We start from the raw sequence: 15,223 nt of genomic DNA, 5'->3' as shown, positions 1-15,223 counted from the left end.
CCCTTCCCCATGGCCTGACGGGGCGAGCGTAGGCAGGTGGCGTCGCGGTCGTCGTCCTCTTGGGACAGCATTCCACGATCGGGTGAAGGAATGCGGAACATGGACGCCCGGGGCGTCCCGGGGCGTCCCCGGTCGGCCCCGGCCGGGCCCGTTCCGGACTTCGAGTTCCGGGTTCCGGCTCAGACCCGTTCCGTCACCGGCTCCGGCCGGACCGTGACGCCGGGGGAGCCCGCCACCACGCGGGACCGGCCGTGCAGCCGCCGCGCGATCATGACCAGGCCCAGGGCCACGATCAGCATCGCCGCGCCCGCCCAGGCCGGGGACTCGTAGCCGAGATCGGCGTCGATGACCGTACCGCCGAACCAGGGGCCCACCGTATTGCCCAGATTGAACGCCGCCGTGGTGGTCGCCGCCGCCAGGGTCGGGGCCGCGTTGGCCACGTTGAAGATCCGGGCGTTCAGCGCCGGGGCCGTGTAGAACGCCGAGACGCCCAGCAGGAACGCCAGGACGATCACCACCGCCGGTACGGTCGCGAAGAGGGCCAGCGCCGACAGCAGGACCATGGACGCCGCGATACCGCTGATCATCACGCCGAACAGATGCGCGTCGGCGAACCGGCCGCCCAGCGCCGTACCGACCAGCGCGCCGATCCCGAAGAGCGCGAGGACCGTCGACACCCAGCCCTCGCCGATGCCCGCGACATCGGTGAGCAGCGGGGCGAGATAGGAGAACGCGGCGAAGATCCCGCCGCCCGCGAGCGCCGTGATGACCACCGCGAGCCAGACCTGGCGGTCGCCGTAGATCGCCAGCTCCCGCTTCAGCCGGGGCTTCTCGGCCGGGACCGGGATATGCGGGATCCGGGTCACCACACCCACCAGCGCCACCGCCGACGCCACCGCGACCGCCCAGAACGCGGACCGCCAGCCGAGCTGGTCGCCGAGGAAGGCACCCAGGGGGACGCCCAGCACATTGGCGATCGACAGCCCGCCGATCATCACGGCCATCGCCCGGGCCCGCTGGTTCACCGGGACCATCGCCACCGCGACCGCCGCGCCCAGCGCCCAGAATCCGGCGCAGGCGAGCGCGCTGATCACCCGGGAGACGAAGAGGACCTCGTACGTCGGTGCCAGCGCGCCCGCGACCTGGCCCAGGCCGAAGACCGTGATCAGGGCGATCAGGGTGGCCTTGCGGGGCAGCTTGAGGGTGGCGACGGCGAGCAGCGGGGCGCCGACGACCATCCCGATCGCGAAGGCGGATATCAGCAGTCCGGCCTGCGGGATGGAGACGTCCATGTCGTCGGCGATCGGCGGCAGCAGCCCGGAGAGCATGAACTCGCTGGTGCCGAGCGCGAAGACGGAGAGGCCGAGGATGTAGACGGCGAACGACATCCGGGGCCGGTCGGTCGACGGGGGTGCGGTGGTCGTGGGGGCCGGGGACGGCGCGGGAGCGGATTCGGGCATGACAACTGGAACGGTCCGTGCCGCCATGGGCATTCCCGGCACTCGGTGATGTCATCTATCCGCAACAGAGGAGACGGGCGGGCCGCCCGGCGGCCGGATCAGCCGCCGTCCGCCAGCCGGGCCAGCTCCGCCGTCATGTTCGCGCGGGCCGCGGACTCCCATTCCCGGGCGCCGTACGGGGTGTGGAACAGCCGGGGCAGCTCCAGCAGTTGGCGCAGTACCTCCGACCGGCCCCGGCGGAACGCGGCGTCGGGGACGAAGGCGTACTCCTCCCGTACGGCGGCGGCGTACGCCCGGTACTCCGTCTCGGGCGCCGCCAGAATGCCCAGGTCGGCGTCGCAGAGCACCGCGCCGTTGGTGTCGCCGGGGCCGGGGGCGTGGGAGACCGTGAGGCGGACCAGCCGGGCGACCTCGGCCGTCGCCGTACGGTCCAGACCGGCGTCCGGGAGGGCGCGCTCCGCCAGCCGGGCCGACCGTTCCTCGTTCTCGGACCGGTCCGGGCGGTACACGGCGTCGTGGAACCAGGCCGCGAGCCGGACCAGATCGGGGTCGGCGGCGTACTCGGCGACCAGGTCGATCCGGTCGAGGACGGCGACCAGATGATCCGTACCGTGGTAGCGGCGCTGCGGCTCCGCCCAGCGGGCCAGCAGATCCTCGGCGTACGGCAGCGGATCGGGGACCGGGTCCGTGACGGCGGTCGTGGTCGTGGCCGTGGCGTTCCGTGCTCCGGTCAGCGCCCGCGTCCAGCGCGCGGCGAGCACGGTCGGGTCGTACGGAGAGTCGGCGGTCATGTACTGACTGTAGAACCGGGCGGTACGGGCCCTGGCCCCGGGTCCCCCGGTGCGCTTGGCTGGCCCGATGGAACCCACCACGGAACCCACCCGCCGCGCCGACCCCGCCACCCCCGCGGGCCTCGCCGGTCCCGGCCCGGTCCGCGATCCCGAGCTGCCCGGGCTCCTCCTCGCGACCGAACGGGACGCCCTGATCCCCCTGCTGCGGGCCCGCCCCGACGACGATTTCGAGCTGCGGACCTGCTGCCCGGGGTGGACCGTGCGGCATGTCGTCGCGCACTGCGCGGCCGCGCTCTCCCGGGTGGTCGAGAGCCGGTACGAGAAGGACGTCTTCTCGCCCGAGTCCAACGACCGCGATATCGCCGCCCTCGCCGACCGGTCGAACCGGGACCTCGTCGACGAGCTGGAGCGGCTGCTCACCGCCGCCGGACCGGTGATCGCCGCCGCCGGACACGGCAGGCTCGACGGCGTCGGGTTCGGCGAATGGGTGCACGCCGGCGATCTGCGGGAGGCGCTCGGCGAACCGGGGGCGTACGAGGGCGACGCCCAGGGCCCCGCCCTCGCGCTGCTCGCCGCGCTCAGCCGGGCCGGCCGGGCGCAGCCGCTGCTGGCCCGGCTCGACGGGCATGGATCGCCGCTGGTCCTGGGCGCGGACAGTCCGGAGCCCGCCGTCTACACGGGCTCGGCCGCGACCCTGATCCGGCTGGTCACCGGACGTCCGCTGACCGGAACGCGCTACCGACTGGCCGGGGCGAGGGAAGCGGACCTGGCCTTCTTCGTCTGACGCCGCCACCGGGCCGGGCGGCCGGCCCCACGAGAACGGCCGGAACGGCGCGGACCGGCCGCGTCGAAACGGACTGATCGCACCGAAACGGACCGGCCGTACGGGTGCGGACCGGAGCGGACCGGCCGTTCTCGCGAAGTCCGGTGTCCGAAAGACGATCTTGCCGGGCGATATCCGGAGACGCATGCTTCCTAACGCGTGGCCCCCACACCCAACCCCTTCACCGGATCTGGGCGGTCTGCGCACTTCCCCCACGGACAGAGGAAGCATCGGTGACGATCACACCTGCCCCCGTACTCCCCCTACCCCCCACGCCACCCTTACCGCCCGCCGCTGTCGCCGTCCACCGGCCCTCGGTCGTTCTCCCCGAGCACCAGATCACCCAGGAGGAGATCATCAGCGCGCTCGGGGACCACTTCGCCCGAATACCCCATGTCGAACGGGGTCTGGATCTGATGCGGAGTACGACCGTACGGACCCGCAGCCTGGTGGCCGGCCTCCCGGCCATGCTGGCCCCCCGCTCCTTCGGCCACCGCAACGCCCACTACCGGACCGAGGCCGTCCGGCTCGGGTCGGCGGCGGCCGAACAGGCCCTGGCGCACGCCGGAGTCGGCCCCGCCGAGATCGACGCGTTCGTCTTCGTCTCCTGCACCGGATACGCGCTGCCGGGACCGGACGCGTACATCGCCCAGGAGATCGGCCTCCGCCCGACCGTCCGGCGTACCCCGATCCAGCAGTTGGGCTGTGCCGCCGGGGCCTCGGCGCTGGCCGAGGCGTACCACTATCTGCTGGGCAGGCCCGACGCCGCGGTCCTGGTCGTCGCGGCCGAACTCAGCTCCCTCTCCTTCCAGCCCGAACAGCACTCGCTCAGCGACTTCATCTCCAACGGCGTCTTCGGCGACGGCGCCGCCGCCGCCGTACTGCGCCGGGCCGACCCCGGCACCACGGGGTTCCGGATCCACGGCGTACGGCAGCATCTGCTCCCCGACTCCCAGTCGGTGATCACCGGCAGCACGACCGAGGACGGCTTCCACTTCCGGACCGATCCCCGGGTCCGCGCGACCGTGCCCAAGGTGATTCCGGAGATCGACGCCTTCCTGGCCGAACTGGGCTGGCACCCCGGCGACCTCGATTTCTGCGTCTCCCACACCGGCGGGCCGGTCATCATGGACGGCGTCGAAGAGGGCCTCGGGCTCCGCCCCGGCACCCTGCGGCACAGCCGGGAGAGCATGGCCCGGGTCGGGAACACCTCCAGCGTCTCCGTTTTCGACGTGCTTCGGCGGCACCACGAGGACGGCTCCCCCGAGCACGGCTCCCAAGGGCTGATCGTCGCCTTCGGGCCCGGATTCACCACGGAGATCCTCGCGGGCACCTGGCACGACGGCGCCGCTGCCGCTGCCGACGGCGACTGACCGTTTCGACGCCCGGGACGGGCACCGGCCGGTACAGGCGCGTACCGGCGGCAGCCCGCCCGTATGCCGGAATCGTCCGCCGGAGTGACACTGGAAGCGGGAAACACCCCGGTGCCACGTCATACGGAGGCGGACATGGCCGGAATGATCATTTTCGGGTTGCTGATCGCGGGCATGCTCTGCGCCGCGATGTGGTGGGACGGCCGACGGCGGGCGAATCTGGTGACCCCCCGCCCGGACGAGCAACCACAGCGGCCCGAGCGCCGCGAACACGTCGAAGAGCTGCGCGAGGCCGACGGCCCCGACGCCTTCCCCCAGGACGGCGGGCGGCTGCTCCCGTACAACATGCGTCCCGTCAGCAGCCACAGCACCGGCAAGGGCCGCGAGTCCCGGCCGAAGCACGGACCGAACGCGCACAGCGGGTCGTTCGGCAGCGGCGGCCTGGGCGGCTGATGCCGCCGGTTCGCGGGGGTGCCGCGTCGCGCCCGGCGGCCTGATCTTGTTCGCGGTCCGCGGACCGTGGGTGGCTGCTCGCGCCCCTGATTGCCATTCGGCAATGGGCCCCCAGCGCCTTGGCCCTCCTGGGCACCGCCCGGACTGCCCGGGTCGCGCCCGGTGACCTGACGTCGTTCGCGGTCCGCGGACCGTGGGTGGCTGGTCGCGCGGTTCCGCCCCCTATGCCTTCGGCGATGGGGGGACCCCCAGCGCCCCTGATTGCCTTCGGCAATAGGTGACCCCAGCGTTCCAGGTTGTCTCGGCAATGGGGCCCAGCCGGCACCCCTGAAGCCCTCCCCGCAAAGCCCCTTGGGAAGGCCCGGACCCCGGGTGGAGACAGAGTGCCCGCCGCCCGTCGGCGGGTGGCCGTATGCGGCATCCGTACGGGTCTCCGCCCGGCGAAACGGGAGGGGCCCCGGGCAGTAATGCGCCCGGGGCCCCTCCCGTGGAAATCCCGTCCCCTGCTACGACACGGCCTTGAAGCGTCGCAGCAGCAGGCTGTTGCCGACCACGAAGACCGAGGAGAAGGCCATCGCCGCTCCCGCGATCATCGGGCTGAGCATTCCCATCGCGGCCAGCGGCAGCGCCGCCACGTTGTAGACGAAGGCCCAGAACAGGTTGGACTGGATCGTGCCCAGCGTGCGGCGGGCCAGCCGGATCGCGTCGGCGGCCACCCGCAGATCGCCCCGGACCAGGGTCAGATCGCTGGCCTCGATCGCCGCGTCCGTACCCGTACCCATCGCCAGACCGAGGTCCGCCTGGGCGAGGGCCGCCGCGTCGTTGACGCCGTCGCCGACCATGGCCACGCTCCGGCCCTCGGCCTGGAGCCGCTTGACCACGTCGACCTTGTCCTCCGGCATGACCTCGGCGATCACCTCGTCGATGCCGACCTCGGCGGCCACGGCCCGCGCCACGGCCTCGTTGTCGCCGGTGAGCAGGATCGGCTTCAGACCCAGCTTCCGCAGCCGGACGATCGCCTCGGCGCTGGTCTCCTTGATCGCGTCGGCGACCTCCAGCACGGCCCGCGCCTCGCCGTCCCAGGCGACCGCGATCGCGGTCCGGCCCTGGGCCTCGGCTTCGGCCTTGGCCTTCCTCAGCCCCTCGGGGAGGTGGATCTCCCACTCGGCCAGCAGCTTCTCGCGGCCCACGAGCACGGCGTGCCCGTCGACGACGCCCTGGACACCGAGTCCGGGGATATTGGCGAAGTCCTCCAGCGCCGGGAGCTTGCCGACCTTCTCCACCGCCCCGGCCGCGACGGCCTGGGCGATCGGGTGCTCGGAGGCGTTCTCCAGGGCGCCCGCCAGCCGCAGTACCTCGTCCTCGTCGGTCGAGTCGGCGGTACGCACCCCGAGCAGCGCCATCTTGCCGGTGGTGACGGTGCCGGTCTTGTCGAGGACGACGGTGTCGACCTGGCGGGTGGACTCCAGGACCTCCGGGCCCTTGATCAGGATGCCGAGCTGGGCGCCCCGGCCCGTACCGACCATGAGGGCGGTCGGCGTGGCCAGACCCAGGGCGCAGGGGCAGGCGATGATCAGTACGGCGACCGCGGCGGTGAACGCCGCCGCCCAGCCCTCGCCCGTCGCGAGCCAGGTGAAGAGGGTGGCGATGGCCAGCAGGATGACGACCGGCACGAAGACGCCGGAGATCTTGTCGGCCAGCCGCTGGGCGGCGGCCTTGCCGGTCTGCGCGTCCTCGACCAGCTTCGCCATCCGGGCGAGCTGGGTGTCGGAGCCGATCCGGGTCGCCTCGACGACCAGCCGGCCGCCCGCGTTCAGGGTGGCGCCGGTGACCCCGTCGCCGGGGCCGACCTCGACCGGCACGGACTCGCCGGTCAGCATGGACGCGTCCACGGCGGACGAGCCCTCGATCACCAGACCGTCGGTGGCGACCTTCTCACCGGGGCGGACCAGGAAGCGGTCGCCGACCTTCAGCTCCGCCGTCGGTACCCGGACCTCCTCGCCGTCCCGCAGGACGGTGACCTCCTTGGCCCCCAGCTCCATCAGGGCGCGCAGGGCGGCCCCGGCCTTCCGCTTCGACCGGGCCTCGAAGTAGCGCCCGGCGAGGATGAAGGCGGTGACGCCCGCGGCGGCCTCCAGGTAGATGTTGGAGGAGCCGTCGCTGCGCTGGATGGTCAGCTCGAAGGGGTGGGTGACGCCGGGGATTCCGGCGTGGCCCCAGAAGAGCGCGTACAGGGACCAGGCGAAGGCGGCGATGGTGCCGACCGAGATCAGGGTGTCCATGGTCGCGGCGCCGTGCCGGGCGTTCTTCCACGCGGCCCGGTGGAAGGGCCAGCCCGCGTAGACCACGACCGGGGCGGCGAGCGTCAGCGACAGCCACTGCCAGTACTCGAACTGGAGCGGCGGGATCATCGCCATCGCGATCACCGGCACGGCGAGGACCACGGCGGTGATCAGCCGCTCGCGCAGCGTCCGCAGCTCCGGGTCGTCCTCCTCCCCGGCCTCGTCGGAGCCGGAGCCGCCGTCGGCGGAGACCGCCGTCTGCTGCTTCGGCCTGGGCGGGGCGGCGGTGTAGCCCGTCGCCTCGACCGTGCCGATCAGGTCCTTGACGCTGACCTCGTCGCTGAAGGTGACTCGGGCCTTCTCGGTGGCGTAGTTGACCGTGGCCTCGACGCCCTCCATGCGGTTGAGCTTCTTCTCGATCCGTGCGGCACAGGAGGCGCAGGTCATGCCGCCGATCGCGAGTTCCACCTCTTGGTGGTGGGTGGCCGTGTGCGCCATGCTTCCTCCCGGTCCGGCACCTTAATACCCCTACAGGGTATCCCGTCTGGATCTATATATACCCCCCCTGGGTATGCGAACGCAAGCCGTGACCGGGCTTTCCGGGCCGGATCCGGAAGATTTACCTCCGAGTCGCCGGGCGATAACACCGGGTGATGGAGGGGTGGTGGTGCCGGATGGTGCCGGGGTGGCGGTGTCGCGGCCGGGCGCCCGGCGCCGGACGGCGGGCTTCGGCCGGACAGGAGGGCGGGAACCGGTCAGTGCCGCCTATCTCTCATCCGCCCGCTGATGCGCCCCGCAAACCCGCGGACTAGGCTGAGCTATTGGACTAGACCTGTCATGGGTCCAGCCGTCACCGGCACCACCTGGAGGAATGGGGTCACATGAGCAACCGTGCGCTTCTGGAGGTGATCGCCCTGGACGCCGCCGACGCCGTCGCGGCCCAGTCCGGTGGAGCGGACCGGCTGGAGCTGGTCACGGACATGGCGGCGGACGGGCTGACTCCGCCCCGGGAGACCTTCGCGCGGATCCGTGCCGCCGTGGACATCCCGCTGCGGGTGATGCTGCGACTCGCCGACGGATTCTCGGCCGGTACGCCCGACGACGTGGAGGCGCTGGCGGCGGCGGCGGCCGGACTGCGCGAGGAAGGCGCCGACGAGTTCGTCCTCGGCTTCCTCGACGCCGAGGGCCATCCGGACCTGGTGACCGTGGAGCGGCTGCTGGCCGTGATCTCCGGCTGCTCCTGGACCTTCCACCGGGCGATCGACCGGGCCGCCGACCGGGACGCCCTGCGCAAGCAGCTCGCCGATCTGCCGGGTCTCGACACCTACCTCACCGCCGGTTCCGCCGCCGGAGTCGACGCCGGACTCGACACCCTGATCGCCGAGGCCGGCCGCCGGACCGAGCCCGGCTACGAGCAGCGGCTGCTGGTCGGCGGCGGCCTCCGCCTCGACCATGTCCCGGCCCTGCGCGCCGCCGGGATCGACGGCTTCCACATCGGCGGCGCCGCGCGCCCCGACGGCTGGACGGGGCCGGTCGGCGCCGACGCCGTACGGGAGTGGCGGACGGCGGTCGACGCGGAGCTCTGAGCGGATACGTCACCCGCCCTCGGGTGACGCGCGCGACATGCCGAAGGCCGCTTCCCGGCGTAACACCACCGGGAAGCGGCCTTCGGCATTCACTCTTCACTCACCGGGTACGGCTCCGGTCAGCGGACGTCGACGAAGTCCGAGGTGGAGGTCGTCGGAGCGACGGTCCCCGTACCGGCGTACCGCAGCCGCCAGTACCCGTCCACCGACGCCTTGGCCGTGGTCTTCACCTTGCCGTTCTTGTCGGTCTTCAGCGTCTTCACCGGCGTCCAGGTCTTCGTGTCCTTCTTCAGGAACTCCAGCTGCACGGTGTGGTCGACGTACCCCGTGTAGGTCCGGCGGTCCCAGTTCACGATCGTCAGCAGCCCGTCGACGGTGACGTTCTGCCCCTTCTTCACCGGCTCGGGGCCCGCGTTGGCCGTGAGCTTGGTGTGGCGCAGGAGGGTGAGCTTCCCGGCCTTGTCGTTGATGTACTCACCGCCCTGCTTGTCGAAGACCGCGAGCGCCAGATTCCAGCCGCCGCCCGACTTGTTGTTCAGATCGATGGCGGGCATCACCAGGAAATCGGCGGAACAGTTCGCGGCGGTCCCGGTGCAGGTCTTGAAACCGTCGACCGGAACCCACGGGTTGTTCTCGCCGTAGACGGAGCCACCCCACAGCTCGGCGTCCAGCCCGTCGATCCCGCCCGGCGCCTTCACGCTGAAGGTGGCCCGGACGGGCTTGTCGGCGAGCCCCACGACGAGCGGCTTGCCGCCGTTCACCACGACCTTGGCCACGGCCGGACTCGCCGCCGCCGGACCGGACTCGGCGGACGCCCCGGGCTTCGCCGCCCCGGACTCCGAGAAGACATCGGAACGCTCCCCGCGTTCCCCGCGGGGCGATTCCCCGGCGACGGCGTACGGGGCGAGCACCCCGGCCAGTGCCAGGGTGCCGGTGACGGCGGCGATGGATGCACGTATGCGCATATGTTCCCCAGTTTTCGGTTCTGCGGGGTACGGCTACGGGGCGGCGCGCCACACGTCCGCGCCGCCCCGCCGCACCCAGGGTCGGTGATCCGGGAGTTACGACTCCGGGACCGCGTGCATGGTCGCATCCCCGGGGCGGCTCCGGGAACGGGGTCGTGGGCCGGGTTTCCGGGGATCCCCGGATTCCCGTCCCCCACCTCCCGGACGCCGGGCCACCCCGGATCGTTCACCCTTCGCGAAGCCCGGCCGCTCCCGCCGCCGCCCCCGTCCGCCTCAGACCGCCCCGGCCGGGTCCGTCAACTGCTCCGGCAGGGGGCGGCGGTGGACCACCGTCAGGCCGGAGACCGCGCGGGTCAGGACCACGTACAGCCGTCGCAGTCCGGTCCGTTCGTCCGGTTCGCCGTCGACCACGGACGCCGGGTCGTCGAGGACCACGTAGTCGTACTCCAGACCCTTCGCCAGCGACGCGGGCACCAGGGTCAGCCGGGCGTCGGCGCTGGTCTCCTCGCCCGGGGCGAGGTGGGGGAGGCCGGCCGCCGCGAGGGCGGCGGTCAGGGCCGGGATCCGGGTGTCCGCCGCGATCAGGCCGATCGAGCCCTCGCGGGTCAGGGCCGTACGGCAGGCCGACACCACGGCCGCGTCCCACCGGCCGTCGTCGTCGCCTCCGCCGTCCGGTACCGGGTGGATCTCCAGCGATCCGGGGGCCGTACGGACCGACGAGACCTCCTTCAGGCCGGGGGACATGAACGGCAGCAGCCGGGAGGCGTACGCGATCACCTCGCGCGGTACCCGGAAACCGGCCGTCAGCTCCTCCACCACCGCGTCCGGCTTGCCCAGATGGGTCAGCGCCTCCGCCCAGCTCGCCGTCGCCCACGGAGTGGTCCCCTGGGCGAGATCGCCGAGTACGGTCGCCGAGCCCGTCGTACAGCGCCGCCCCACCGCCCGGTACTGCATCGGCGACAGGTCCTGCGCCTCGTCCAGGACGACATGGCCGAGCGACGGGGTACGGCGGACGAGGTCCGTCGCCTCGTCCACCAGGACCGCGTCCGCCGCCGACCACTGGGCGGACCGCACGCTCCGGGCCGGTTTCGCCCAGAGCACCGCCCGCTGCTCGCCGGGGTCGAGCAGGCCGTCGGCGTGCGCGGCGAGGAAGTCCGGTTCGGAGAGCAGCCGCAGTACCAGCTTCGCGGGGTCGACCTTCGGCCAGATCGCCTTCACGGCCGCCTTCACCGCGTGATGGCGGGCCACCGCGTCCTGGATCCGGTCGTCGGGCGCCTCGCCGGACTCCTCCATCCTGACCAGTACCGCGTGCGCGATCCGCTGCGGCAGGGCCTCGGCCGCCGCCGCGTAGCGGATCTCGCGGCCCAGCAACTCCGCCACCATCTCGGTCAGTTCGTAGGCCGGGATCCGCCAGCGCCGCGAACCGCGTTCGACCACCACGGGTTCGGTGGGCGGGGTGACGTACGACCGCAGGGCGCGGCGCAGCACCTCCGCCATCCGGGCGTCGCCCTTGACCACGGCGGCGGCCGGCGAGTCGGTGCCCTTGACCTCGACATGGGCGACGAGGTCGGTCACGGTCGCCTGGGCGACGTCGAGTTCGCCGAGGGCGGGCAGTACCTGCTCGATGTAGTGGAGGAAGGACCGGTTGGGGCCGATGACCAGGGTGCCGGTCCTGGCCAGCCGCTCCCGGTGGGCGTAGAGGAGATAGGCCACGCGGTGCAGTCCGACGGCGGTCTTCCCGGTGCCGGGGCCGCCCTGGACGCAGACCGTGCCGCCCAGCGACGAACGGACGATCTCGTCCTGCTCGGGCTGGATGGTGGCGACGATGTCCCGCATCGGGCCGACGCGGGGGCGCTCGATCTCGGCCTGGAGCAGTCGGCTCGCGAGGTGGTCGGGGCCCGGGTCCGGGGCGGTGTCGGTGAGGCGTTCGTCCTCGTACGCGGTCAGCTCGCCGCCCGTGTAGCCGAACCGGCGGCGCAGTCCGACGTCCATCGGGTCGGTCCTGGACGCCCGGTAGAAGGGCTGGGAGACGGGCGCCCGCCAGTCCAGCACCATCGGCTCGCCGGTGCCGTCGTGGACATGGCGGCGGCCGATGTAGAAGTGGTGGCCGCCGTGCTCGCCGCCCAGGTAGTCGAGCCGCCCGAAGAAGAGGGGGGTATGGGCGAGATCGGCCAGTTCCTTGATCCGCAGTTCGGTCCTGGCCTCCAGCGCCTGTTTGTTGACCCAGTTCGCGGCGACGTCCCGGATGTCGAGCGCCTCCACCTCCGCCCGCATCGTCCGCAGGGCCGAGCGGGAGGCCGCGAGATGGGCGCGCTCCCGGCCGAGGGCCTCGCCGGGCGCCGGGTCGGGGCCGGGGCCACTGGTCTCGGGGGCCGGTTCGTACGGGGTGGATTCGTACGGGGACGGGGGGACGGGCGCGGGCACGGTGAGCCTCCGGGCGGATGCGGCGGCGCGCGACAGGACGCCACCGCGTACGGACAGGGTCGGGTGAACGGCACGGGCACACGGCGACCGGCCACAGGCGCCACGGCGCGGGTCGGAGGCGGGTGTGCCGGGAGCCGACCGGTTTCCGTCCGGGCGGCGGCGCTCCTGGCGGAGGCGGGCAGACGGGGCAGTCTAGTCACGGCCGGGCCGGGCCGCGAACCCTTTCCCGGCCCGGGCGGGCGGGGGCGTCGGGTGTCTTCCGGGCGGGTCCCGGGCGGGTATCCGGGGCCTGGTTCGGGCCCGCTTCGGGGCCGGGAGGGCCGCCGCCCCGGAACGGTTCCTCTCAGGGTCGGAGACCGTCCTTGAGGAGGAGGGCCGTCGACTGAGGGATGACACGGCGCCCTCCGGCGTACTCCGGAAGTGCCGCCCCGGGCGGGGAACCCTTATGCCTTGGGTCGGACAAACCCGGGGTCGGGGTTCCGACGTGCGGCCGATGTGCCGACAGGGGTCCCGAGAGCACCATGGGACACATGACGACGACGACTCTCACCCCCTCGGTCCAGGTCCCCGGCCCCCGCCACGGCGCGACGGCCACCGACGCGGCGCACACCGGCAGCCGCGCGGGCGGCGCGCTGCGGGCGGTCAAGGTCTTCGCCTCGGCGATCTTCAGCGTCGCGGTCCTCGGCGACTACGACGCGGAGGCCGCGGGCGTCCGCCGCCACTGACCGCCGGCCCCGCCCCGGCTGAGTATCCGTACCCACGAACCACCGGCCACCGGTTGAGCGCCCCGGCGGAGGCGCGCGAACCCGCCCGGCGCCTTCAATGGACGCCATGCCGACCGAGCACGAGCCACCGCGCACCGCAGCCGCCGCGACCGCCGCGACCACGACCGCTGTGACCAGCACGACCGGCCCCGTCCCGGGCCGCGTACGCAAGACTTCTCACGACTCCGCCACGGCCTCCTCCAACGCGGGCGCCCTCCGGGTCCTCGCCGGTGTCGGCCTGGTACTCCTCATCGGCGCCGCAGTACTCGCCGCCCTGCTGGCCCTCCTCGACGCTTTCGACGGCGACGGCCGGGCCGGACCGCTGGTCGCCGCCGGGCTGTCGTCCCTGGTCCCGGCCGGGCTGCTCGGGATGATCGCGGCGGCCGTCCCGCGCGACGACATGCCGAACACCGTCCGGGGACGGCTGGTCCTACTCCAGTACGCCTGCACGATCCTGGCCCCGGCACTGGTGGCCGCCGACGCCTGAGCCCCGGGACGCGTTCGTACGCCCCGGGGCTCGTCCGACGCGCGGCCTCAGCCCTCCGGGGACTCCGCCGGTCCGCCGCTGAGCAGTTCGTCCGCGTCCATGATCCGGTACGCGTACCCCTGCTCGGCCAGGAACCGCTGCCGGTGCGCGGCGAAGTCCTGGTCGATGGTGTCGCGGGCGACGACCGAGTAGAACCGGGCCTCGTGCCCGTCCGCCTTCGGCCGCAGTACCCGGCCGAGCCGCTGGGCCTCCTCCTGCCGGGACCCGAAGGTGCCCGAGACCTGGATCGCGACCGTCGCCTCCGGCAGATCGATGGAGAAGTTGGCGACCTTCGACACCACCAGGACCGAGATCTCGCCCTGCCGGAAGGCGTCGAAGAGCTTCTCCCGCTGCGCGTTGGACGTCTCGCCCTTGATCACCGGCGCGTCCAGATGCTCGCCCAGCTCGTCGAGCTGGTCGATGTACTGCCCGATGACCAGCGTCTGCTCTCCCCGGTGCTTGGCGACCAGCGCCTCCGTCACCTTCCGCTTGGTCGCGGTGGTGGCACAGAACCGGTACTTCTCCTCGGTCTCGGCGGTGGCGTACGCCAGCCGCTCCGAGTCCGTCAGATTGACCCGGACCTCCACACAGTCCGCCGGGGCGATATAGCCCTGGGCCTCGATCTCCTTCCACGGCGCGTCGAACCGCTTCGGCCCGATCAGGGAGAAGACATCCGACTCCCGGCCGTCCTCCCGGACCAGGGTCGCGGTCAGCCCGAGCCGCCGCCGGGCCTGGAGATCGGCGGTGAACTTGAAGACGGGCGCGGGCAGCAGATGCACCTCGTCGTAGACGATCAGCCCCCAGTCCCGGGAGTCGAACAGCTCCAGATGGGGATAGATCCCCTTCCGCTTCGTGGTCAGCACCTGGTACGTGGCGATGGTGACCGGGCGGATCTCCTTGCGCGTACCGCTGTACTCGCCGATCTCGTCCTCGGTCAGCGACGTCCGCTTCACCAGCTCGTGCTTCCACTGCCGGGCGGAGACCGTATTGGTCACCAGGATCAGCGTCGTCGCCTTGGCCTGCGCCATCGCCCCGGCCCCGACCAGCGTCTTCCCGGCCCCGCAGGGCAGTACGACCACACCCGACCCGCCGTGCCAGAACCCCTCGACGGCCTGCCGCTGATACGGCCGCAGGGCCCAGCCCGACTCGTCCAGATCGATCCGGTGCGCCTCGCCGTCCACATATCCGGCCCGGTCCTCGGCGGGCCAGCCCAGTTTCAGCAGCGTCTGCTTGATCTGCCCCCGCTCCGACGGGTGCACCACCACGGAGTCCGCGTCGATCCGCGCCCCCACCAGCGGCTGGACCTTCTTCGACCGCAGAATCTCCTCCAGCACCGGCCGGTCGGTACTGGTCAGCACCAGCCCGTGCGCCGGATGCTTGGAGAGAGTCAGCCGCCCGTACCTGGCCATGGTCTCCGCCACGTCCACCAACAGCGCGTGCGGCACCGGATACCGGCTGTACGCCACGAGCGCGTCCACGACCTGCTCGGCATCGTGCCCGGCGGCCCTGGCGTTCCACAGCCCGAGCGGGGTGATCCGGTACGTATGGATGTGCTCGGGCGCCCGCTCCAGCTCGGCGAAGGGCGCGATGGCCCGGCGACAGGCGTCGGCCTGCTCGTGGTCGACTTCCAAGAGGAGCGTCTTGTCGCTCTGGACGATGAGTGGGCCGTTCACGATCCGCCCTTTCCGGACTTCCGGTCCTTCGGTCGGGCACCTCCGGCGGCGGAGCCGCAGAGGAAGCCAAACCTCCAGTGTGCCGTACCGGGGGAAGGGGCGG

General features: G+C 72.5%; 12 protein-coding genes. 6 read left to right on the top strand and 6 right to left on the bottom strand.

Annotated features, from left to right (window positions below; all coding sequences use genetic code 11):
* Nucleotides 1-179 precede the first annotated feature (179 nt).
* The gene (locus ABZ714_RS01290; protein WP_358823233.1) at nucleotides 180-1,388 is read right to left on the bottom strand and encodes a Cmx/CmrA family chloramphenicol efflux MFS transporter; all 1,209 of its coding nucleotides are present in this window, start codon (nucleotides 1,386-1,388) and stop codon (nucleotides 180-182) included.
* 170 nt (nucleotides 1,389-1,558) lie between these two features.
* Nucleotides 1,559-2,251 (bottom strand): hypothetical protein, encoded by a 693-nt coding sequence (locus ABZ714_RS01285; protein ID WP_358823034.1) that lies wholly within the window; start codon nucleotides 2,249-2,251, stop codon nucleotides 1,559-1,561.
* Between the two features lie 67 nt (nucleotides 2,252-2,318).
* Between ABZ714_RS01285 and ABZ714_RS01280 the strand changes: the two genes are divergently transcribed.
* From ABZ714_RS01280 to ABZ714_RS01270, 3 genes are all read left to right on the top strand, one after another.
* The gene (locus ABZ714_RS01280) at nucleotides 2,319-3,035 is read left to right on the top strand and encodes a maleylpyruvate isomerase family mycothiol-dependent enzyme (protein WP_358823033.1); all 717 of its coding nucleotides are present in this window, start codon (nucleotides 2,319-2,321) and stop codon (nucleotides 3,033-3,035) included.
* Between the two features lie 272 nt (nucleotides 3,036-3,307).
* A complete protein-coding gene (locus tag ABZ714_RS01275) occupies nucleotides 3,308-4,447 on the top strand; it encodes a type III polyketide synthase (protein ID WP_358823032.1) in 1,140 nt (379 codons plus the stop codon).
* A gap of 135 nt (nucleotides 4,448-4,582) precedes the next feature.
* On the top strand, nucleotides 4,583-4,900 hold the full coding sequence (locus ABZ714_RS01270; RefSeq protein ID WP_358823031.1) for a DUF6479 family protein: 318 nt from the start codon (nucleotides 4,583-4,585) through the stop codon (nucleotides 4,898-4,900).
* A 506-nt stretch (nucleotides 4,901-5,406) separates the two neighbouring features.
* On the opposite strand, the gene ABZ714_RS01265 is transcribed toward ABZ714_RS01270, so the two are convergent.
* A complete protein-coding gene (locus ABZ714_RS01265) occupies nucleotides 5,407-7,680 on the bottom strand; it encodes a heavy metal translocating P-type ATPase (protein ID WP_358823030.1) in 2,274 nt (757 codons plus the stop codon).
* Between the two features lie 383 nt (nucleotides 7,681-8,063).
* Between ABZ714_RS01265 and ABZ714_RS01260 the strand changes: the two genes are divergently transcribed.
* Nucleotides 8,064-8,768 carry a copper homeostasis protein CutC gene (locus tag ABZ714_RS01260; RefSeq protein ID WP_358823029.1) on the top strand — a complete coding sequence of 235 codons (705 nt, stop codon included), beginning with the start codon at nucleotides 8,064-8,066 and terminating at the stop codon, nucleotides 8,766-8,768.
* A 119-nt stretch (nucleotides 8,769-8,887) separates the two neighbouring features.
* Here ABZ714_RS01260 and ABZ714_RS01255 read toward each other — a convergent pair whose 3' ends face one another.
* Nucleotides 8,888-9,733, bottom strand: a complete 846-nt coding sequence (locus tag ABZ714_RS01255) for a calcium-binding protein (RefSeq protein WP_358823028.1) — start codon at nucleotides 9,731-9,733, stop codon at nucleotides 8,888-8,890.
* A 273-nt stretch (nucleotides 9,734-10,006) separates the two neighbouring features.
* Entirely contained in the window at nucleotides 10,007-12,007 is a 2,001-nt protein-coding gene (locus ABZ714_RS01250; protein ID WP_358823232.1) for a UvrD-helicase domain-containing protein, read from the bottom strand.
* Between the two features lie 680 nt (nucleotides 12,008-12,687).
* On the opposite strand from ABZ714_RS01250, the gene ABZ714_RS01245 reads away from it, so the two are divergent.
* Nucleotides 12,688-12,882, top strand: a complete 195-nt coding sequence (locus ABZ714_RS01245; RefSeq protein WP_358823027.1) for a hypothetical protein — start codon at nucleotides 12,688-12,690, stop codon at nucleotides 12,880-12,882.
* Nucleotides 12,883-12,988: 106 nt separating this feature from the next.
* A complete protein-coding gene (locus tag ABZ714_RS01240) occupies nucleotides 12,989-13,408 on the top strand; it encodes a hypothetical protein (RefSeq protein ID WP_358823026.1) in 420 nt (139 codons plus the stop codon).
* 47 nt (nucleotides 13,409-13,455) lie between these two features.
* Here ABZ714_RS01240 and ABZ714_RS01235 read toward each other — a convergent pair whose 3' ends face one another.
* On the bottom strand, nucleotides 13,456-15,120 hold the full coding sequence (locus ABZ714_RS01235; protein ID WP_358823025.1) for a DNA repair helicase XPB: 1,665 nt from the start codon (nucleotides 15,118-15,120) through the stop codon (nucleotides 13,456-13,458).
* Nucleotides 15,121-15,223 lie beyond the last annotated feature (103 nt).

It is taken from the genome of Streptomyces sp. NPDC006798, assembly GCF_040635975.1.
Lineage (GTDB): Bacteria > Actinomycetota > Actinomycetes > Streptomycetales > Streptomycetaceae > Streptomyces.
The sequence above is the reverse complement of the archived record's forward strand: the minus strand, read 5'-3'. Positions and strand labels throughout refer to the sequence as shown.

Coding starts and splice junctions, on each gene's coding strand:
- ABZ714_RS01290 (WP_358823233.1), bottom strand. CDS start 1,388: ATGTCGTTCGCCGTCTACATCCTCGGCCTCTCCGTCTTCGCGCTCGGC.
- ABZ714_RS01285 (WP_358823034.1), bottom strand. CDS start 2,251: ATGACCGCCGACTCTCCGTACGACCCGACCGTGCTCGCCGCGCGCTGG.
- ABZ714_RS01280 (WP_358823033.1), top strand. CDS start 2,319: ATGGAACCCACCACGGAACCCACCCGCCGCGCCGACCCCGCCACCCCC.
- ABZ714_RS01270 (WP_358823031.1), top strand. CDS start 4,583: ATGGCCGGAATGATCATTTTCGGGTTGCTGATCGCGGGCATGCTCTGC.
- ABZ714_RS01265 (WP_358823030.1), bottom strand. CDS start 7,680: ATGGCGCACACGGCCACCCACCACCAAGAGGTGGAACTCGCGATCGGC.
- ABZ714_RS01260 (WP_358823029.1), top strand. CDS start 8,064: ATGAGCAACCGTGCGCTTCTGGAGGTGATCGCCCTGGACGCCGCCGAC.
- ABZ714_RS01255 (WP_358823028.1), bottom strand. CDS start 9,733: ATGCGCATACGTGCATCCATCGCCGCCGTCACCGGCACCCTGGCACTG.
- ABZ714_RS01250 (WP_358823232.1), bottom strand. CDS start 12,007: ATGCGGGCGGAGGTGGAGGCGCTCGACATCCGGGACGTCGCCGCGAAC.
- ABZ714_RS01245 (WP_358823027.1), top strand. CDS start 12,688: ATGACGACGACGACTCTCACCCCCTCGGTCCAGGTCCCCGGCCCCCGC.
- ABZ714_RS01240 (WP_358823026.1), top strand. CDS start 12,989: ATGCCGACCGAGCACGAGCCACCGCGCACCGCAGCCGCCGCGACCGCC.